This is a genomic window from Bacillus sp. SORGH_AS_0510, from assembly GCF_030818775.1.
GTDB lineage: Bacteria > Bacillota > Bacilli > Bacillales > Cytobacillaceae > Neobacillus.
This window is the reverse complement of record NZ_JAUTAU010000001.1, coordinates 2,799,627-2,819,223: the sequence shown is the minus strand read 5'-3', so window position 1 is coordinate 2,819,223 and position 19,597 is coordinate 2,799,627. Positions and strand designations below refer to the sequence as shown.

General features: G+C 36.6%; 25 protein-coding genes and 1 other annotated feature. Of the genes, 16 read left to right on the top strand and 9 right to left on the bottom strand.

The genetic code is table 11. From position 1 onward, the window contains the following. The first annotated feature begins 32 nt into the window (after nt 1–32). Complete coding sequence (locus QE429_RS14500) at nt 33–686, top strand: vWA domain-containing protein (RefSeq protein WP_307287885.1); 654 nt, start codon at nt 33–35, stop codon at nt 684–686. Between the two features lie 162 nt (nt 687–848). Next, complete coding sequence (locus QE429_RS14495) at nt 849–1,061, top strand: hypothetical protein (RefSeq protein ID WP_307287884.1); 213 nt, start codon at nt 849–851, stop codon at nt 1,059–1,061. A 16-nt stretch (nt 1,062–1,077) separates the two neighbouring features. Here the strand turns inward: QE429_RS14495 and QE429_RS14490 are convergent, their stop codons facing one another. Then, on the bottom strand, nt 1,078–1,263 hold the full coding sequence (locus tag QE429_RS14490; protein ID WP_307287883.1) for a hypothetical protein: 186 nt from the start codon (nt 1,261–1,263) through the stop codon (nt 1,078–1,080). A gap of 396 nt (nt 1,264–1,659) precedes the next feature. Between QE429_RS14490 and QE429_RS14485 the strand changes: the two genes are divergently transcribed. The 4 genes from QE429_RS14485 to sstT all read left to right on the top strand — a co-directional run bounded on the left by QE429_RS14485 (nt 1,660) and on the right by sstT (nt 5,959). After that, the gene (locus QE429_RS14485; RefSeq protein WP_307287880.1) at nt 1,660–2,622 is read left to right on the top strand and encodes a S8 family peptidase; all 963 of its coding nucleotides are present in this window, start codon (nt 1,660–1,662) and stop codon (nt 2,620–2,622) included. A gap of 350 nt (nt 2,623–2,972) precedes the next feature. Further along, the gene (locus QE429_RS14480) at nt 2,973–3,728 is read left to right on the top strand and encodes a hypothetical protein (protein WP_307287878.1); all 756 of its coding nucleotides are present in this window, start codon (nt 2,973–2,975) and stop codon (nt 3,726–3,728) included. Between the two features lie 114 nt (nt 3,729–3,842). Next, the gene (locus tag QE429_RS14475) at nt 3,843–4,460 is read left to right on the top strand and encodes a hypothetical protein (RefSeq protein WP_307287876.1); all 618 of its coding nucleotides are present in this window, start codon (nt 3,843–3,845) and stop codon (nt 4,458–4,460) included. Between the two features lie 260 nt (nt 4,461–4,720). Then, nucleotides 4,721–5,959, top strand: coding sequence for a serine/threonine transporter SstT (sstT, locus tag QE429_RS14470; protein ID WP_307287875.1), 1,239 nt, complete (start codon nt 4,721–4,723; stop codon nt 5,957–5,959). A 363-nt stretch (nt 5,960–6,322) separates the two neighbouring features. Here sstT and QE429_RS14465 read toward each other — a convergent pair whose 3' ends face one another. Continuing rightward, nucleotides 6,323–6,823 (bottom strand): MerR family transcriptional regulator, encoded by a 501-nt coding sequence (locus tag QE429_RS14465; protein WP_307290826.1) that lies wholly within the window; start codon nt 6,821–6,823, stop codon nt 6,323–6,325. A gap of 205 nt (nt 6,824–7,028) precedes the next feature. On the opposite strand from QE429_RS14465, the gene QE429_RS14460 reads away from it, so the two are divergent. Continuing rightward, nucleotides 7,029–7,166: a hypothetical protein gene (locus QE429_RS14460; protein WP_307287874.1), complete on the top strand. Its 138-nt coding sequence runs from the start codon at nt 7,029–7,031 to the stop codon at nt 7,164–7,166. A 261-nt stretch (nt 7,167–7,427) separates the two neighbouring features. Here the strand turns inward: QE429_RS14460 and QE429_RS14455 are convergent, their stop codons facing one another. Continuing rightward, nucleotides 7,428–8,426 carry an NADP-dependent oxidoreductase gene (locus tag QE429_RS14455; RefSeq protein ID WP_307287872.1) on the bottom strand — a complete coding sequence of 333 codons (999 nt, stop codon included), beginning with the start codon at nt 8,424–8,426 and terminating at the stop codon, nt 7,428–7,430. 151 nt (nt 8,427–8,577) lie between these two features. Next, entirely contained in the window at nt 8,578–9,291 is a 714-nt protein-coding gene (locus tag QE429_RS14450; protein WP_307287870.1) for a hypothetical protein, read from the bottom strand. Between the two features lie 146 nt (nt 9,292–9,437). On the opposite strand from QE429_RS14450, the gene QE429_RS14445 reads away from it, so the two are divergent. The 3 genes from QE429_RS14445 to QE429_RS14435 all read left to right on the top strand — a co-directional run bounded on the left by QE429_RS14445 (nt 9,438) and on the right by QE429_RS14435 (nt 11,466). Continuing rightward, the gene (locus QE429_RS14445; RefSeq protein WP_307287869.1) at nt 9,438–9,860 is read left to right on the top strand and encodes a DUF1801 domain-containing protein; all 423 of its coding nucleotides are present in this window, start codon (nt 9,438–9,440) and stop codon (nt 9,858–9,860) included. A gap of 13 nt (nt 9,861–9,873) precedes the next feature. Next, complete coding sequence (locus QE429_RS14440) at nt 9,874–11,166, top strand: ATP-binding protein (RefSeq protein WP_307287868.1); 1,293 nt, start codon at nt 9,874–9,876, stop codon at nt 11,164–11,166. A gap of 177 nt (nt 11,167–11,343) precedes the next feature. Continuing rightward, nucleotides 11,344–11,466 carry a hypothetical protein gene (locus QE429_RS14435; protein WP_307287866.1) on the top strand — a complete coding sequence of 41 codons (123 nt, stop codon included), beginning with the start codon at nt 11,344–11,346 and terminating at the stop codon, nt 11,464–11,466. 38 nt (nt 11,467–11,504) lie between these two features. Here QE429_RS14435 and QE429_RS14430 read toward each other — a convergent pair whose 3' ends face one another. The 3 genes from QE429_RS14430 to QE429_RS14420 all read right to left on the bottom strand — a co-directional run bounded on the left by QE429_RS14430 (nt 11,505) and on the right by QE429_RS14420 (nt 12,864). Further along, nucleotides 11,505–12,122: a DUF47 domain-containing protein gene (locus tag QE429_RS14430; protein ID WP_307287864.1), complete on the bottom strand. Its 618-nt coding sequence runs from the start codon at nt 12,120–12,122 to the stop codon at nt 11,505–11,507. A gap of 140 nt (nt 12,123–12,262) precedes the next feature. Next, complete coding sequence (locus QE429_RS14425) at nt 12,263–12,430, bottom strand: hypothetical protein (protein ID WP_307287862.1); 168 nt, start codon at nt 12,428–12,430, stop codon at nt 12,263–12,265. Next, nucleotides 12,430–12,864, bottom strand: coding sequence for a MarR family winged helix-turn-helix transcriptional regulator (locus QE429_RS14420; RefSeq protein WP_307287860.1), 435 nt, complete (start codon nt 12,862–12,864; stop codon nt 12,430–12,432). The genes QE429_RS14425 and QE429_RS14420 overlap by 1 nt, the downstream gene beginning before the upstream one ends. 138 nt (nt 12,865–13,002) lie before the next feature. Between QE429_RS14420 and QE429_RS14415 the strand changes: the two genes are divergently transcribed. From QE429_RS14415 to metG, 3 genes are all read left to right on the top strand, one after another. Further along, a complete protein-coding gene (locus QE429_RS14415) occupies nt 13,003–13,635 on the top strand; it encodes a peroxiredoxin (RefSeq protein ID WP_373463202.1) in 633 nt (210 codons plus the stop codon). Between the two features lie 160 nt (nt 13,636–13,795). Beyond that, the gene (locus QE429_RS14410; RefSeq protein WP_307287859.1) at nt 13,796–14,221 is read left to right on the top strand and encodes a VOC family protein; all 426 of its coding nucleotides are present in this window, start codon (nt 13,796–13,798) and stop codon (nt 14,219–14,221) included. A 165-nt stretch (nt 14,222–14,386) separates the two neighbouring features. Continuing rightward, nucleotides 14,387–14,665, top strand: a binding site (T-box leader). Nucleotides 14,666–14,722: 57 nt separating this feature from the next. Beyond that, the gene (gene metG / locus QE429_RS14405; protein ID WP_307287858.1) at nt 14,723–16,357 is read left to right on the top strand and encodes a methionine--tRNA ligase; all 1,635 of its coding nucleotides are present in this window, start codon (nt 14,723–14,725) and stop codon (nt 16,355–16,357) included. 16 nt (nt 16,358–16,373) lie between these two features. Here metG and QE429_RS14400 read toward each other — a convergent pair whose 3' ends face one another. Then, nucleotides 16,374–16,556 carry a YolD-like family protein gene (locus QE429_RS14400; RefSeq protein WP_307287856.1) on the bottom strand — a complete coding sequence of 61 codons (183 nt, stop codon included), beginning with the start codon at nt 16,554–16,556 and terminating at the stop codon, nt 16,374–16,376. 283 nt (nt 16,557–16,839) lie between these two features. Here QE429_RS14400 and QE429_RS14395 point away from each other — a divergent pair, with 283 nt between their 5' ends. From QE429_RS14395 to QE429_RS14385, 3 genes are all read left to right on the top strand, one after another. Next, nucleotides 16,840–17,277, top strand: coding sequence for a MarR family winged helix-turn-helix transcriptional regulator (locus QE429_RS14395; protein WP_307287854.1), 438 nt, complete (start codon nt 16,840–16,842; stop codon nt 17,275–17,277). A 20-nt stretch (nt 17,278–17,297) separates the two neighbouring features. Beyond that, nucleotides 17,298–18,059, top strand: a complete 762-nt coding sequence (locus tag QE429_RS14390) for a hypothetical protein (RefSeq protein ID WP_307287852.1) — start codon at nt 17,298–17,300, stop codon at nt 18,057–18,059. Nucleotides 18,060–18,594: 535 nt separating this feature from the next. After that, complete coding sequence (locus tag QE429_RS14385; protein WP_307287850.1) at nt 18,595–18,759, top strand: CPBP family intramembrane glutamic endopeptidase; 165 nt, start codon at nt 18,595–18,597, stop codon at nt 18,757–18,759. A gap of 61 nt (nt 18,760–18,820) precedes the next feature. Here QE429_RS14385 and QE429_RS14380 read toward each other — a convergent pair whose 3' ends face one another. Continuing rightward, a complete protein-coding gene (locus QE429_RS14380; protein ID WP_307287849.1) occupies nt 18,821–19,345 on the bottom strand; it encodes a GNAT family N-acetyltransferase in 525 nt (174 codons plus the stop codon). Between the last annotated feature and the right edge of the window lie 252 nt (nt 19,346–19,597).

Below are 19,597 nucleotides of genomic sequence, written 5' to 3'. Positions count from 1 at the left end.
TTTGTATATCAACGAACGGAGGATGATGATTTATGAAAAAGAATGTGACTGAGTTAGTGTTTATTTTAGACAAAAGCGGCTCTATGGCAGGCCTTGAAGCTGATACGATTGGCGGCTATAATGCCATGCTTGCGAAACAGCAGAAGGCCGAAGGGGAAGCCATTGTAACTACGGTTTTATTCGACCACGATTACGAGTTATTGCACGACCGAATCAATGTAAAAGGCATTTCGCCTATAACCGATAAGGATTATGAAGTTGGCGGCACAACGGCATTATTGGATGCGATTGGATTTACCATTCAGAAAATCGTGAATGTGCAAAAGAGAACTAGTGAAGAGGAACGAGCCGAAAAGGTGCTGTTTGTTATTACAACGGATGGGATGGAAAATGCCAGCCTTGAGTTTACCGCTGATAAAATCAAGAAGATGGTTCAGATGCAAAAAGAGAAATATGGATGGGAATTCCTGTTTCTTGGAGCGAACATTGATGCGGTTGCAACAGCGGCCAGATTTGGTATCGAGGAAGACTTCGCCGTGGATTACCATGCGGACGAGGTTGGAACACAATTAAATTATGAAGCAGTGAGTGAAGCCGTGAGTAATCTTCGCTGTGGTAAAACAATTGAGCGGAGCTGGAAGGAAGGGATTGAGAGGGATTACAATCGTCGGATGAGAAATGTATAATTTTAATAGAAATAGAAGGGAGCAGAGAAATCTGGCTTCCTTTTTTGTGAACTGTACATTTCCTGATTCAGAAGTAACTTCTGACAGAGTTAGTGGAATAGAGAGAAACATAGTCAGAAGGTAATTGAACTTCTGACAGAGATGGCAGAAAAACGAGTCACATTGTCAGAAGGTAAGAGAGCTTCTGACAGAGTTGGAACGAAAAACGAGTCACATAGTCAGATGGTAAAGGAACTTCTGACAGAGATGGCAGAAAACGAGTCACATTGTCAGAAGGTAAAGGAACTTCTGACAGAGATGGCGGATAAACTAGAAACATTGTCAAAAGGATGCGAAGGAAGCAAAGAAAAAGAAGGTGAATCCACCTTCAAATAGTTTTTGTCAGTATGCTTTAGGTACGCTGGATGGTAGCAGTTGAAAAGTTTTTAACCATCCGCTGCAGGTTTTTATGACCTTCTCTTAGTTTGATTGTTTCCTCGATAATTTTCTGAAACCCTTCTAAATCCCTGTCATTTGCGTAAAGTAAAGACTTCGGTAGACCTTCGACGATTTGTTGTAAAGATAAATCTCCTGCCAAGAATCATGACCACCTTTCAACTTATTCGTTAGACGTCTGTTCCGCCTGTTTTACTAATTTTATAATCAGTTGGTTTTTTCCTGCCAATACGTTATAAAACTTATCTACATTAAACACCAAATTTGATGAAAAATAGGTAAATTACATCTTTTTCGGACAAAATAAGACGATAAATCAAAAGCCGCAACAGGAATTTGTAGAAAATTTTTCTCATTCACCATTCTCTTTTTCTATCATTCTCCTATATAAAAATTGGAAACTAAATTTTTTTCCCAATAAGATAGGAGTTGAATGATAGAAAAATATGCCAAAAGAATCAATATTAATAGATTCAGAATTGTTAAACTATTAATAACATCATGGGTTGGCTTCAATAAATCTGTAGGAGGGAAAAAGATGGAGCGACAAATGCGCTTAATTCCGTACCAATTGATTGCAGAGGTTGAAGAAGTAACCGAGGTGCCAAACGGGGTAGAAATGATTCAAGCCCCAAAAGTGTGGGAGAAAACAAAAGGAAAAGGAGTCACGGTAGCCATCCTTGACACTGGTTGTGACTTGACCCATCCCGACTTAAAGGAACGGATTATTGGTGGTAGGAATTTTACTCAGGATGACAAAGGTATTAAAGAGGTTTTCCGGGATTACAGCGGTCATGGCACGCATGTGGCAGGTACGATCGCAGCGACGATGAACCAAAAAGGAGTTGTTGGTGTTGCTCCTGAAGCCAATCTACTAATTGTTAAAGTCCTAGATCGAAATGGCTCCGGTCAGTATGAATGGATTATCAATGGTATCTATTACGCGATTGAACAAAAGGCGGATATTATTTCCATGAGTCTTGGTGGCCCTGAGGATGTCCCTGAATTACACGAAGCAATTCAAAAGGCGATTGCGAATAATATTTTGGTCGTATGTGCGGCTGGCAATGAAGGAGATGGCCAGGATACAACCAATGAATTTGGCTACCCTGGCTCCTACAATGAGGTCATTAGTGTTGGCGCGATTAACCTAGACCGTCAAATTTCTGATTTTACTAATTCTAATAATGAAGTGGATCTTGTGGCTCCTGGTGAGAATATCCTTTCCACCTATTTAAGAGGGAAGTATGCAAGGCTGAGTGGAACTTCGATGGCCACACCACATGTTTCAGGTGCTTTAGCCCTTTTAAAAGCCCTTACGTTCGAATCATTTGAGAGAATGCTAACAGAGCCTGAACTTTATGCGCAAATCATTAAGAGAACGGTTCCACTTGGGTATTCTCCAAAGCTAGAAGGGAATGGGATGGTGTACCTGACGGCTATTGATTATTTAGCTGGAGTTTTCGATAAAACTCAAAATGTTGAAGTTATGAAGGTTTAGATAAAACATTAAGGAAGCAGTGCCGAATATTTCTTTGGCACTGCTTTTTTTAATTATTACACTTTTGTGAAATCTATTATAGTGATCACCATTTCAATTATATAAATGATATACTAGGTTTGTTATTTACTTCAAATTTCCTTCTAGCTAAATCTTCATCCACTACTCATTTACTGCCACTTACATTTACTCTTTCAAAGCTATCTAATCATACATAAACCCTCTAATTTTTTTTATCCTTGTTTTTTGTATATAGGAAGGCCAGTTTTGCCATTTTCTTAAATGAGTATATTAGAGCAATCTAAATATAAATAACATCAAAAATAGATTTGAAAGGAATGAGAGAGAAGATGAAATTAAAAGAAAACGTTAGAAATGTTTTTGAACTTGTTCAAGCAGACCTGAAGGCAAAGACATTTCGGCCTGATTATCCCGTTTCAGAAGAAATAAGACAGCTTATGGTAGACGAATTTATTCGGGATTTTATGATCTATGCATTCGATGAGTATTACCATGATGAGAATCTTTCCCTTCTAGAGGAATTGGTAGATGACCATGAGCCTAGGATCGAAAAACGACAAGGTTTAATAGACAATCTGTTTTGGTGGCATTTGTTATATCAATCAACTCGACAGCCTAAGTTGAGATGTATGGAAGATTATTTAGCGCAGAAAAAACATCTGCTGAGAAACAAACCCTTCATTACCTCATGGTTAAAAGAATGCAATCGTGCCGTTCCTAAGTTCTATTTTGTCGGCCATAAATATAATGATCGCGCGTTTGTTGCAATTGATATTATGGCAGAAGAAACAATGGATGTTATAGTGAATGATCCAACCGCAGTCCCTGTTAAAAAGGGTGAAATCGTAGCAGGAACCTTACTTCCACTAGGTGGCGGTTTATTTTTCCCAATTGTTGACTTCTATCATTTCGACTACAAAGCTAGAGAAGCGATGGCCAGCTGTATCCATCATCATTATGAAAGATATTTAAAAACATCTACACTACACGAGGCATTTATTCATGTCCTTTCAGTTATGTTACAAATAGAAAAGATCATCTCTATGGAGCAAGGAAAAGCATCCTCAGTAAACTCTTCACTCTAATTTAAGCCTCTATTTTCTATCAAAAATTATTTCACATTCAAAAAGTTTCAGCAGTTAATAAAGTAGAATTCAATTGCAAATTCCCTTATAATAAAAAAATGGATGGTGAGCGGAATGGAAGAACAGATTCTTGGAATCTTAAAAGAATTACAAACGGGTTTGAAAGAAGTACAAACGGATATAAAAGAAGTAAAAACGGATATCAGAGTATTGCAAACGGATATGCAAGAAGTAAAAACGGATATTAGAGTATTGCAAACGGATATGCAAGAAGTAAAAACGGATATCAGAGTATTACAAACGGATATGAAAGAAGTAAAAACGGATATCAGAGTCTTGCAAATGGATATGCAAGAAGTAAAAACGGATATCAGAGTATTGCAAACGGATATGCAAGAAGTAAAAACGGATATCAGAGTTTTGCAAACGGATATGCAAGAAGTAAAATTGGATATCAGAGTATTGCAAGCGGATATGCAAGAAGTAAAAACGGATATAAATGAATTACAAACAGATATGAAAGAAGTAAAAACCGATATGGTCGATGTAAAATCTGATATTAAAGAGGTCAAGGAAACTGTTAATAGAATTGAAACTGCCCAAGCTGAGGACGTAGTAGGAATTTTGAAGGCGAGTAAAAAGAAAACAGATTTCGAAGTAGATTATCTAAATAACAGGTTAACAGAAATGGACAAACGGTTGTTTCATATCGAAAAGCGAATTGAAAACTAATCCATAAAAGCTCTAGTTACGACTAGAGCTTTATTTTTTTTAGCTACGATGACTCGATAATCTTTTAATTTACAATAGTAATGAAGCTATTGTAATATATCTAAATATTCTATATAATACTACTTATTATTTAATGGTTAAGGTGATGAGGTACAGCGGGAATTGATGTTACTAGTTTGCTAGAAATGTAGACTCTTGCCAAGACTTCTAAAATGACCATGAAATGTTGAAATGATCTTACACTACTAGGGGGGCTATCTTTGAAAAGTTTATGGAAGAAATGGAATCAATTGAGTTTGGTCAAACAAATTATTGTTGGTTTGATTATTGGAATCATTTTGGCTGTCTCGATTCCGGATGTTGCAAAACCAGTGGCCATTTTTGGATCGTTATTTGTTGGGGCATTAAAAGCAATCGCACCTGTATTGGTACTTTTCCTGGTTATGTCGGCCATTGCGCAACATAAGAGTGGCCAAAAAACGAATATGAAAACCATCATCGTCCTATATCTTTTGGGCACCTTTTTAGCTGGATTTATTGCGGTAATCGTAAGTTTTGTGTTCCCTGTTAGCTTAACTCTAGGTAAAGGAGCGGAGGATGTTACGGCTCCTGGGGGTGTAGTGGAAGTCCTAAAAACATTACTTCTAAACGTAGTTGATAACCCAGTAAAAGCAGTTTTTAACGCGAACTATATCGGTATTTTAGCATGGGCGGTACTACTTGGTTTGGCACTGAAAAATGCTGCTGATACTACTAAAACATTGATTGCTAATTTTTCTGATGCGGTTTCGAAATTAGTTACATGGGTTATTCGATTCGCTCCATTAGGAATCATGGGTCTAGTATTTGACTCTATTACTGCAAATGGAATTGAGTCTTTACTAAGTTATGGGAAATTGCTGGCTGTTTTGATTGGATGTATGCTTCTTGTTGCTTTAGTAGTGAACCCAATCATCGTGTTCGTAAATATTCGCCAAAACCCATATCCACTTGTGTTTAAGTGTTTAAAGGAAAGTGGAATTACAGCATTTTTTACAAGAAGCTCGGCTTCTAATATTCCTGTGAATATGAAATTGTGTGAAGATTTGGGTCTAGATAAGGATACGTATTCTGTATCTATTCCCCTGGGTGCGACGATTAATATGGCTGGTGCAGCCGTTACGATTTCTGTCTTGACACTTGCAGCGGTACATACACTTGGCATTCAAGTGGACATTCCTACTGCAATTATTCTTAGTGTATTAGCAGCGGTTTGTGCTTGCGGCGCTTCAGGTGTTGCCGGTGGTTCATTGTTGTTAATTCCTCTTGCATGTAGCTTATTCGGAATTCCTGGGGATGTGGCGATGCAGGTGGTTGGAGTAGGATTTATTATCGGAGTTTTACAGGATTCGTTTGAAACAGCTCTTAACTCTTCTACAGACGTTCTTTTTACAGCAGCAGCTGAATTTAAGAAGCAACGTAAAGAAGGAAAGACCATCCGTATTCAAAAAGCTTCATAATGAAGGAAGCACTTTTAAATATAAAAAAATGACGTGTGAATGGTCACATGTCATTTTTTTATTGTGTTAAAGAAGTGGATGTAGGATTTATGGTAATATAAGAAAAAAGGTTGTCGAATATATTTGTTAAAAATAGTATGGGAGTAGTTCGGTAAGTAAATGAAGATCTATAAGCTTAAGAAAAATTTTAATGGTATAAAAAAAGGAACACAATTCTATTTAATTGCTGAATCCGAATTTATTGGGGTCAAAGATTTTGTATTGCGGACCAAAGATTTAGCAATTAGGATTTCAGTTAGTGAAAAGGAGCTACAAAACAATTTTGTTTATATAAAGAACCTATAGTATAGTGTTTGTTCATGATTATTTAAGGTTCTCGTAATGTTCATGGAACACCTTAAACAGCCTTTCATCACCTCCCCGGTCAGGATGGAGGGCTTTCAGCAGTTTTTTAAATTCTTTTTTTAGTGTTTGGCTATTATTCGAGTTTTGTTTCTTTAAACCCAACAACTCATCATAGGGAAAAGTACTAGGTTCGGTGCCTTCAATTTGTGAGTTAAGCAATTTTTTTAAGGTGCGTACTTTTGATTGTTCAATATGTACACGGGTTTTTAGTAGCTCTAATTGCTCGGTAAGGTACCGGTTTTCACGATGTGACTGTTCATTTTGTGAAATCAGTTGTGCAACATGCTTTTGAATGATGAATTCAGTAAGATCCTTAACGCTGATTTTGTATGTAGTTTTCCTTCTTTGGGCGACTTCGGCCTTAAGTTTTCCTTCCTCAATCCAATTCATTACCATATCTTCACTTGCGGCAATGCCAGCCGAGGTTAAATGTTCAGCTGCTTCTTTTACGTTCAGCATAATTTTCACTCTCTTTTTATAAAATCAATTGGAGCTTGCACAAAATATCATATCATTTAAATTTTTCAAAAAAAGAACAAGAGTGTGACATTAAATTAAAGTCTATTTACAAGGGCATGACTTTTTTTGAAAAAATTAAGCACCCTTTTTAACATTCTACATATAGTAACTTCTGTGTGATATTGTTAGAAGGGAAGTAAGTAGAATGGACCGTAACCAATTAGCTATTACAACTAATACCGAGTACAAAGAAGGGGATACTGGATACAAGATTATTGAATTTAATGTATCAGATCCTACCGAAAGTTTATTTTCTGTGGTCACTCCTATTAAAAAACAATAGTATGATTTTGGTAGTTAAAAAGAGGGCTACATTACTAAGTGGATTAAAGCTAGGGGAAAAGCGCATTTTTGGTATGAAGAGATGGTCGGTGGCCAGGTGTTCTTTAATTTGCAGTAATGCTACTAAAAGCAGCGGATATTATTATGCCGCTGCTTTGTTTTTTAGCGTTTAAGGGCTTTGTTCACTGCGAATTTTATCAAGTAATGCCTGGAAGAGCATTTGTAGCTTTAGAATAAAGTTTGAACGAAGAGTAAACTACAACTATTTAATTTTTAATATTATTTTCCCTTTCACTCTTCCTGACTCCACATATTCCATCGCTTTTTGAGCTTCTTCAAAAGGAAAAACTCTATCAATTATAGGTTTGATGTTACCAGCCTCAATAAAATCTGTGATTATCTGTAATTGATTTCCACTTGGTTTCATAAACAAAAACGTATATTGAACATTATGCTTCTTCCCAAGCGCAGTAAGTTTATAACTTGCTGCTGTAAACAACAACGTTTTAAAAAATCCTGAACCATATTCTTTACCAAAACGAGCATTCGGTAATCCCGAAACGGACACAATTTTTCCTCCGCTTTTTATCACTTTGAATGATTTTTCAAGTATCTCGCCTCCAAGTGTATCAAATACGGCATCAAAGTTTTTCAATTTCTCTTCAAATTTTTCTGTCTTGTAATTAATAATTTCATCTGCACCAAGAGATTTGACTAAATTCGTACCTGCTTCACTGGCAGTCGCTGCCACAGTTGCACCCATTATTTTGGCCAGTTGAATAGCAAATGTACCGACACCCCCAGAACCAGCGTGAATTAGAATTTTTTGTCCCTTTTGTAAATGCAAAATGTCTGTTAGGGCTTGATAGGAGGTTAACCCAACCAGCGGAATCGATGCTGCTTCTTCAAAGCTCAAATTCTTTGGTTTTAAGGCGATGTCATTTTCATGAATACCGATATATTCAGCAAAAGTACCAATTTTACTCTTACGTGGGCGACCATAAATTTCGTCCCCCACTTTAAAACGAGTGACTTTTGCGCCAACCTTCGCAACGACACCAGAAAAGTCATTCCCTAAGATTAGAGGCATTTTATATTTAACTAACAATTTCACTTTCCCATCCCGTATCTTAAAGTCAGCAGGATTAATACTGGCTGCATGAATTTCTGCAAGTACCTCATATTCATCAATCTCAGGCATAGGTATTTCTGCTAAACGCATTGGAACTTTTCCATACCTATCAATCGCCATTGCTTTCATAGAAATTACCTCCAACAATCAGTTAATGGTTTAAGTTGATGAACCATATCACCGAATACCACAATATACTATTGTTTTGTTAGGTGCAATATTGAGAAAGCAAATCGCGACGAATACATATTAGGGGACAGTCCCCCAGCGCGGTAATGCTTTACTGCGGCGGGGGACTGTCCCCATGAATAAAGGTTTGCATGTCATTGGCTAATATGCCTGTTTCGGAGGGATGCCAGTAGTATGTTTGGCCGTCGTACATAAAGTCGTACATGTAGGCGACAGGGTCTTCTGTATAGAGGACCATTTTATAATAGACAGGGTCTCCTTTTTCTGTGTTTGGTTCGAAGCTAGGGGAGTCTTTACTATTTTTCAATATTTCAATGAAGCGGGAAACCTCTTCTACTTTAGTTATTTCCGAAATCCGCTTGTTTCCTTCTGTTGTATAGGCCTGATAGATTTCAATTTTATTTACTTTTTCGAGGGGAAGGTCATCGTAGTGCCATTTGTACTGAGTTTTTTCCCTTGAATAATAAAGCTGATATTGGTGAACGGCTGTAGATGACTTTAAGGCGATTAGATTTGGATACCCCTTTACAGAAAAGATGTCTGTCCCTTTTTCGTGAAAAGCAGCATCTCCATTTTTCACTTTATATTCGGGGTCGGAAACATTGTCTGAGACCCTAAATTTCACCTCACCTATTTTCTTCCCGATGAACTTTTCATCCGAAATCGCAGCGGAATATATTCCGTCATACATGGTTCCTTCCCATTTTACAAAATCAACCCAATCAATGACTATGCCTTGATTTGTCTGGCAACCAGTTAAGAACACTATAAACAATAGTGAAATCATGCTTACTAATTTCCTCAAAATACCACCTCCTACTTTAATAGACGTCCAAAGAAACCTTTTGTTTCAAATGTTACAATAAAGAAGGAAAAATCCTTTTTATGGCGTAGTATTAAGTGTGACCATAATTATTATAATGGTAATTATGGAAAAAGGAGGTTTTTGCTATGTATGAATTAAAAACTAAAGAAACCGACAATAGTGTCATTGAATTTATTGAACAAGTTGAAAGTCCAAAGAAACGTGAAGATGCCTATAAACTATTAGATATATTTACAGAAACTACTGGCTATCCGGCAAAGATGTGGGGACCGAGTATTATTGGATTTGGCTCGTACCATTATAAATATGATTCTGGACATGAAGGTGATGCACCACTAGTAGGTTTTTCACCAAGAAAAGCAAAAATCAGTTTGTATTTTGCCACAGGCGATACAAAGAGAGAACAATTATTAAAAGATTTTGGAAAGCATACATCGGGTAAGGCGTGTGTGTACGTGAATAAAGTTGCAGATATTGATGTTGAGGTGTTAAAAGCGTTAATCAAGCAATCTGTTGCTTTTTTGCAAGCAACTTATCCAAAACAATGATAAGGAGACTTAGATGAAAAATATAAATGTTTTGTTTGACACAAAAGAAATGGCGCGAAAATCATTACCATACTATTATGATTATGGAAAAGTTGTGTCTACGCTTCAAGACAAGCTTCATAACGAAGTGGGAATTGATTTTCAGATGTATTCTGATGAAGATACATCGAATGAGATCTGGGATATCCTTGAAGAGGACTTAAAGGAGGAATCTTCAGAGGTTCAGCTTATTTGTCATATCTACAAAGAAGGGGAAACGAGAACGATTTCGTCTAACCATAACGATAAAGCGATGGAGTTCATCGTCAAACCACGGATTAATAATGGTCTATTTTATTATCCGAATTATGAAGTTGCCCTTGGAAAGCTTTTAATCTATCAAAGTGACGGAGAAATGACCCGTGATTTTATTTTTGCTAAAAATGATGCGTGCATGATTTCATTTTTGCAGTATGTTCTTAAACGAAAAAGAGACTATATTAAAAACTATATCACTGTTTTTACTGATACAGAAGAAGGGGTAGAAACAGAGATTGATAGTATTACTACGATGGTAAATCGGGAAGATGTGTTTTTAGAGGAGACAATGAAGCGAGAGATTTACCGCTCCATTGATGAATTCTTTTTAGAAGAGGGACAATTTTTCAAGAAGTATGATATCCCTTATAAAAGAGGGATTCTGCTTTACGGTAGGCCAGGGAATGGGAAGACAACGCTCGTGAAATCGATCGCCAGCAGCATTCATGCGCCAGTTGCCTATTGGCAGATTACAGAATTTACATCGAGTTATACAATTAAAGAGGTATTTAAGTCAATTCTAAAATTAGCGCCATTAGTATTGGTGATTGAGGATATTGATTCGATGCCTGCCAGTGTTCGTTCAGTTTTCCTTAATGTGCTAGACGGGGCAACATCAAAGGAAGGGATCTTTATCATTGGGACAACGAATTATCCTGAAAAAATTGATCCAGCGTTGATGAACCGTTCGGGTCGTTTTGATCGTGCTTACGAGATTAAGGTACCAACGAAAGAGCTTCGCCATCAGTATTTACTTAGCAAAAAAATTGATCAAATACTTTCTGCGGAAGAGTTACAGGAAGTCATTCAGTCTACGAAGGATTTTTCCTATGCGCAGCTAAATGAATTATATACTTCTATTGCGCTCGAATGGCATTATGAACAGCAAGTAGATGTGTTTAGACTTTGCGCAGAATTAAAAGATATTCAGAAAAAACAACAGAAGCAGGAGTGGGAAGAAGCTCATGCTTCATCGATTGGTTTTTCTAATTTTGATGATGACTATTAAGGTATTCTCATCGAGTCAGTGGTATTTTGCCTCTGACTTTTTTAAAAATGGAAGGGGAATAGAAAATAAGACAAGCGCTATTTCAAGCAGCTTGTCTTATTTTTTACATAGTCATTTTAAAAGTAAGCAAACTAAAATTGTGTATGGCAAATTTTCATGGTAAGGGAGGGTTTCTGTATGGCTAAGAATAAAAAGGATAAAAACAAGGCTCTACCAAAAGCTGATGTAGAGTTTGCTCAGGAAAATGCAAATGGTCTTGAAAAGAAAGCGTTAAATGCACAAAGAGATGTGAACAAGTAAAACGTATGGGACAGTTTATCTGTCCCGTATCGTTTTTATTAATCATTTTTCATAATTATGGTGTCAAACATATTGGCCACGGCTTGGCAGCTGTCAGAAATTTCTTCTAGTCCTTCATAAATGGATTTGTATTGAATGATATGGATGGGGTCATTTTCCATGGTGAATAACTGTTTAATGGAGCCGCGTAGGATGTGGTCACAGGTAGATTCAAATTCTTTAATTTTTAATACATGTTCTCTAATATCTTTTAATCGTTTGGCAGATAAGAGGGTAATCGCTAGATCAATTTCGTACACACAACTTTTGATTGCTTCTATAAAATTAAGCATAAACTTGTCCTTTTTCAAAATAGAATACATCTCAAAATGAGCAGCGGTATGTTCTAAACCGTCTAAAATATCATCCATCCTAAGAGAGAGTGATAAAATATCTTCTCGTTCAAGAGGAGTAATGAATACTGTATTCAAGTCTTTAATCAAATCATGAACTACTATATCTCCATTGATTTCAAATTCTTTCATTTTGTTTGAAAAAATTTTTAAATCATTTTCATCATTGATTTCGTAGTCAGCAAAGTAGTTTACACTCTCCTTGAGGTTTAAGGAAAGGTTCATTAAATAAGTAAAGAACTTGTCTTTCTTTTTTGATGCCACAATGATTCCTCCACTTGGTCAAATTCATGTTTTTTACAATTACTATAATAAATGTGGCAATAAGACACTCTGTAACGGCTTACGTCTATGGCTAGTAACCAAATAAAAAAGAACCGAAGAGGGTTCTTTGTGTAAAAGCATTATTTTTTAAGAGTTTTCTTTGCTTGCTGACTCTTTATTACCATAATTGTTGAGGCTGTTATTATTCCTGTAATTAAACATTTGTACATATCTTTAAAAATCAAACCCATCACTATGCCTATGATGACACCGATAACTAAGATAGTCACTCGTTCTCTTTGACTCATCATGATTCCTCCATTTTTTTAAATAATACATTCACTTTATGAAGAGCGAAGCTTAAATCGAGCTGATCTTCGTCGGTTAATTTTGCTAGATTATGGCTGAATTTTTGATAAATTTCGGTCCACTTTTTTTCCTCAATTTCTTTCCCTTTTGGGGTTAGGGACACCAGTACCGCTCGTTTGTCTTTGGTGTCAGGCACCTTACTCAAGTAGCCTCCTGCTTCTAAGTCACTAATGATATTTGTTAGTTGTTGCTTTGCGATATTAAGACCAGAGCTGATTTCTTTAATGTTCAAAGGTCTCTGTTGCATATACATAAATTCGACCACGTGATTCTGCATGTGTGATAGGTTTACTGATCCCTTGTTCAGTTCTTTAAAACTTCCAAAAAGGTTAGGAATCAGAGCCAGGTATTCTTTTGCAATATCGTTAATCACTGATAAACCTCCTTTGTTTAGTAATTATTTTATTACTAATTTATAAATAAAACAATGTAAAATATTATTTTTAGTAAAAAATAATTTACCATTAAATTATTCAACTGGACAATAAACTAAACATACAATACAAAAAGCATGAGTTCAAATGGGGGTGGGTTAGTGGATTTTAGAAGTCATCAGGATGGATGCCATCTTCCTAGCTGTGCACAAACGATGGATATTGCTCCATTATTTACGGCAGAAGCTTACGATAATGTAGAGAAAAAAATAAAAGCGGTTAGTCTTGAAAGTTATCGTGGGCAATGGGTAATTTTATTTTTTTACGGAAGTGACTTTACATTCGTTTGACCGACAGAATTGGCAGCGGTCGCTGCTATTCATGATCAATTGAAAGTAATAGACGCTGAAGTATTAGGTATTAGTACTGACAGTGTGTATGCTCATAAGGTATTTACAGAGGTGTCTCCTTCAGCATCGAAGGTGAAATTTCCGCTGTTGAGTGATCGAAATCTTGAAATTAGTAAGGCATACCGAGTACTGAATGAAAACTTAGGTTCAACCTTTAGGGCAACAGTTATTGTGGACCCAGATGGTACGATTGTTACAAAAATGGTCTACCCTTTGGAGGTAGGGAGAAATGTGTATGAAATTTTGCGCATCCTCCAGGGAATTCAACATGCTAGAAGGACGCAAGAGGGAGTACCTGCCAATTGGGTTCCAGGTCAGCCGGGAATTGTTAGGGATCCCAAATATATTGGGAGAATATAAGGATTTCTTAGCGTTTCTACTTATTGGTAGAGACGTATTTTTTTATGAAAATTAAGACTAAAGTTGTAGACAGTATCAAACTAAAAATCGATTACAGGGTTTGTTTAATAATGGTAATATTCTTATAGTGAATATAAGTAAAATGAATGAGGTGAAAGGTATGAGTCATGCTTGGTCTGATCAACTACAAGTGGTTCAATTTAGAATTGCACGGCCGACGAATCAGTTACGAAAGGTGGTTGAATTTTATCGTGATGGTTTGGGATTAAAAGTAGTCGGTCATTTTGAAAATCATAATGGGTATGATGGGGTGATGTTAGGGTTGCCGGATACAACCTATCATTTGGAGTTTACCCAGCATGAAGACGCGGTTCCATGTCCGCCTCCATCAGAAGACAATTTGCTCGTTTTTTACATGCCAGATCTTGATGCGAGAGATCAAGTTGTTAAGCGTTTGGGAGATATGGGTTATTTCGAGGTGGAACCAGAAAATCCATATTGGAAAAATGCAGGAGTAACTATAGAGGATCCAGATGGCTGGAGAATCGTTTTGCAAAATTCATATTTTGGAAAAAAGCAAGAGTAGAAAAGTTATGATGATGGGGGGACAGTCCCCCGGCGGGGTAACGCATTAAACAAGTGGGGGACTGTCCCCACCTAGAGTGAAGCTTTAAAGTAACGGGGGACTGTCCCCCAAAAAAAAGGTTGCCAGTCTATTTTCTCTGTTGTATAATAAATCCAATTTAACCGCAATTAGGCAATGATGAGGAAAAGTAAAGTGATTCTATTTTTCACAGAGAGCTTCGGTAGCTGAGAAGAAGCAAAAATACTCATTTGAACAATGGCCTCTGAGCTTCGCATTGAACGTAACTTTTTTGTTATAAGTAGGCTGCGACGAGTTTTGGGTACTCGTTATCAAAACCACAGTATAAGAGCATCTAAAATGAATGCTCCGTACTTGTTGAGACCAATTGTGTGAGCATTTGGTGAATTAAGGTGGAACCACGAGAAAATCAACCTCGTCCTTATCTATTTATAGATAGGGGCGGGGTTTTTTGTTGTTTCAAGAAAAAAGGAGGAATTGTAAATGAATGTTTTTATTGGAGGCGCTTGGCCATACGCGAATGGCTCATTGCATTTAGGTCACATCGCAAGTTTACTGCCAGGGGATATTTTAGCCCGTTATTATAGGCAAAAAGGGGATCAGGTCTTGTATGTTTCAGGGAGTGACTGCAACGGAACCCCCATTGCCATAAGAGCAAAACAAGAAGGTGTCTCGCCAAGAGAAATAGCTGACCGGTATCACGTAGAATTTGAAAATAACTTTAAACGATTGGGATTTTCCTATAATTGCTATACCCGAACAGACACTGAGCACCACCGCAAAACTGTACAAGAAATCTTTCTCGAGCTTTTGGAAAATGGGTACATTTATAAAAAAGAAGTAGAACAAACCTTTTGCGAAACCTGTGACCAGTTCCTCCCTGACCGGTATGTGGAGGGATTATGTCCTAATTGCGGTCAATCTTCCCGAGGAGACCAATGTGATTACTGCTCGACTATATTAGATCCATTAGATTTATTAGAGAGAAAATGCAAGTTATGTGGAAATTCTCCAACCGTAAAAAGGACGGAACACTTTTATTTTTCGTTAAGTTTGTTTCAAGAGCAGCTTCAATCTGTAGTCAGCCAGGCAAAAGCAAATAGAGCATGGCGTGAGAATGCAGTCCATTTGACAGAAAGATATCTCAATGAAGGTTTGCTTGATCGAGCAGTTTCAAGGGATATTGAATGGGGAATTAGTGTACCTGTCGAAGGGTTTGAAGCGAAAAAAATTTATGTCTGGATCGAAGCGCTCTCTGGTTATTACTCCGCAAGTAAAAGATGGGCGCTGGAAACAGGGGAAGACGAATCAATATTTTGGGCTAAAGATGTGACCACTTACTATGTCCACGGAAAAGATAATATTCCATTTCACAGTATCATTTGGCCGGCTATCCTTATGGGAATCAATAGCCCAGCGCTGCCGGATCATATTGTTTCAAACGAATATTTGACACTTGAAAAGAAAAAGATTTCCACCAGCCGTAACTGGGCTGTATGGGTACCAGATGTTTTAGATAAGTATCATCCTGATTCCATTCGATATTTTTTAACCATTAATGCTCCGGAAAATAGGGATACGGATTTTTCCTGGAGAGAGTTTATCTATAGTCATAATGCCGAATTGTTAGGTGGGTATGGGAATCTCGTAAACCGGACTTTGAAGTTTATCGCGAAATATTATGATGGTAGGGTACCACAAAGTTTCCTGGATCCTACCATTGAAAAAAAGATAAGAAATATTTACGGGACTGTGGGTCAGCTTACCGAACGGAGTCAATTTAAACAGGCGTTAGAAGAGATATTTGATCTGGTTAGGTTCACCAATAAATATTTTGATGAACAAAAACCGTGGAAACAGGTGGAAGAGGATACGGTTGGCTGCGATCATACACTTTTCAATTGCAGCCTTATTATTATCAATCTCGCCCAATTACTTGCTCCATTCTTGCCATTCTCAAGTAATCAAATAAAGGATCTGTTAGGTGTGGAAGAATTTACTTGGACGTTTATCGAATCCACTCCTATGACGGTGAAGGATGTAAAACCGTTATTTGAGCGAATTGACATCAAGACCATCGAAGAAGAACTAGAAAAACTTAATAGGCAGGTAAAATAAATGCATCGCAGCTGAATTAATAAATGTGTCTGATACACGATAAACGAATGGTGAACGACTTTTGTTTATCGTCTTTAAGTGACAGAAGTTGCTCAATCAAATTAAGTCGATATACACGGCCTTTAATCGTTTGTAGATTACCATCTGTATAGTAATCCACGGTGATTTGCTTGTTTTCAGTAAGTTTCTTTAAAAACATATTTTTGGTTCCTCCTTTTAATAACTGATTTAACACAAACCCATTATATAACCTGTACTTTAAGGCAGAATGAATAAAATGTTAAGAGATTATGAAGAAGGGCAAGGATTGGGGACAGTCCCCCGGTGGAGTAACGCTTTAACTCGCCGGGGGACTGTCCCCATTTAATTCCCCATTTTACATAAAAGGAATTATTTGGTATAATATAGTTAAGTTAACTTAACTGTTTAGATAAGTTAAAGTGTTAAGTAAACATTAATTATTACACATGGAGTGAATGGTTATGGATATGATGAAGCTGTTGATGGAGGCTCAAAGGTATTCTGAAGAGATGAGTAAGGTGTTTTTGAGTGAATTTCAGACACTTTTTCAAGAGTATGATCTATCCTCAAAGCAATCGTTAGTGTTAAACCTTCTTAAGGATACTGAAAGATTTACCATGAATGAAATTGCTCAAATTATCAACGCAACACCAAGTGCAGCTAGTCAATTCGTAAAAGTATTGGAAGAGAAAAAATATGTAAAAAGAGAAACCAATAAGGAAAATAGAAGAGAGATTTTTGTGTATTTAGATGAAAAAGCTTTAGAGTTTTTTATGGAATTAGAACAGGCAGAGAGGCGTGTGTTAGAAAAATACTTCATGAAGCTTTCTCCGGAGGATATCGTGGTTTATCATGATGTGTTGAAGAAACTCTCTGATATTGTAAAGGAAGAGGAATAAAATTGAAATGGGGGGCTAACATGAGTACATTTCCAGTTAAAGTTTGGATATTTCTTGAAGTCCTATTAGTCTGTTTAGGTATATGGAGACTTAGTCGATTTGTCAAAGCTTATAAGAATACGGAAAAAGATATTCTGGTAGAAGAAAGAATAGAAAAAATGGTTTTAAGCCAAGTAAATAATAAAGTACTGGCAACTTTTGTTACAAGGGACCTTTTAATGGTCTATTATCTCTTTTCAAAAACGAAAAAAAGAAATCTAGATAGCATAAATGTATTTACCCTTCATAAAAAAATGGGTTATGGTGGGATGGTGTTTGGTTTTATCTTTGTTTTATTGTTAGAAGGGATTGGGGTTTCGTATTTCCTTCATAACTGGAGCAGATTAGCGGCATGGATTCATTTGGTTCTTTCCTTGTATATGATTGCCTTTCTAATTGGTGATTACAAAGCCATTATTCGAAATCCAGTTCTTTTATATCAGGATAAAATTCATCTCAGATTTGGTTTGCGAATGAAATTAGAAATATTTATAAGAAATATAGAGCGGATCCAGAGTGGGAAAATTAATTATGAAATAGACAAAAAAAGAAAAGATGTGTGGGTTGCTACCTTATTAGAATTTGAGGGTCCTAATATTGAAATCGCTTTAAAGGAACCTGTTTTGATTAAAGACGGTATTGGTAGGAAGCATTGGACAAGAAAAATATACCTGTCATTAGATGAAGATGATGTATTCATGAGACAGGTAAACACAATCGTATCAAAAAATGAGGTGGTGTAATTGACTGTAGTTGTGGTTAGTTGTACTTTTTACATTAACCTATGAACCAATTGTTGGTTATTATAATTTTAAAAAGTTTAAGAGAAATGTGAAAAAAGATGTTAAAGAAAGATTGAGATTTTACAAGAAATCAATTATTAGCATATGGGTTCCTACATTATTCATTTTAGGATTAGTGCTATTCACAGACCTAACATTCGAAAAAATTGGTCTTACATCCATTACACTACATACTGAAAGGCTTGGAAAATGAGTTACCTATTCCGCTATTATAATTGGGTTGATCTTTGTTCTCTCAATATTGGTTTTAACAGTCGGGTATAAGTTTAATAGAAAGATTAAGAATTCTATAGATAAGATGAAAAAAGAAGAGTCCAATAAAAATAAGCATGGAGAAATGATGCCAGTATCGATAGAAGAGAGAAAGGCCTGGACATTCGTATCTTTGACTGCAGGTATAACCGAAGAAAATATTTACCGTGGATTTTTAATTTTTTTCTTAAGTTATTTATTTCCAGATTTATCGATATAGTTTATGTTAATTCTATCCTCATTATTATTCGGGCTTGCCCACACATATCAAGGAATTTCAGGAGTGGTACGAACAACACTTATTGGGCTTTGGTTTTCTATCGTCTATATCGGTATTGGGTCTATCATTCCATTAATCTTCTTTCATGCTCTGGTAGATTATTTCTGAAAAGTAGGTGAAGAGTAACACGTTAAATCCCCGGGGGACAGTCCCCCGGGGGTTTAACGCGTTACTTGGCTGGGGGACTGTCCCCATATCCGAAGAGCTTTAGTTCTTCTTTGTCATTTGGCAGTGTAATGTGTCCTTCGAAGGTCATGCCGATTTTTTCTAACAGTTTGGAGGATGCTTCATTATCTTTTGAAGTGATTGCCACTATTCGCTTAAGTCCAAGTTTTTCGTAACCATATTTTAATGTCGCAGACGCTGCTTCAAAGCCATATCCTGCTGCTTGATATCGTGATACAAAAGCAAAGCCGATATCAGCATCATCTAATCCTTCTCTTTTTATCAATCCGCAAATTCCAATCGGAACCTTTTTCTCTTTTAGTTCTGTTAGAAACAACCCAAAACCAAGGCGCTCATACATTTCCATCGGTCCATTGACAATATAGTTTCTAGCATCTTCTATTGTTCTTATGCCTCTGTCTCCGATGAACTGTATCCAAGTTGGATCATTTAAAAGTTCTAGAATAAACTCTGCATCTTCTGGTTCTAGCCAACGTAGGGTTAACCTTTCAGTCTCTATTATCTTCAATTTAAAATTCACCTCATTCATTAATCTTTCTAAAAAAATCACACTGCCTATTAGTATAACAAGAATTAATAATTATGGTACAAGTGGTAGGCATTTTAGATAGACAAAACATTACTGGGAGAAGAAGGAAATAAAAAGTCGTTAGAGAATATAATTGGGGGACAGTCCCCCGGTGCTTTAATGCGTTACTTAGCCGGGGGACTGTCCCCCAAAAAAATGTCCCAAAAATGTTTTTTTATTTTTTTGAAACCA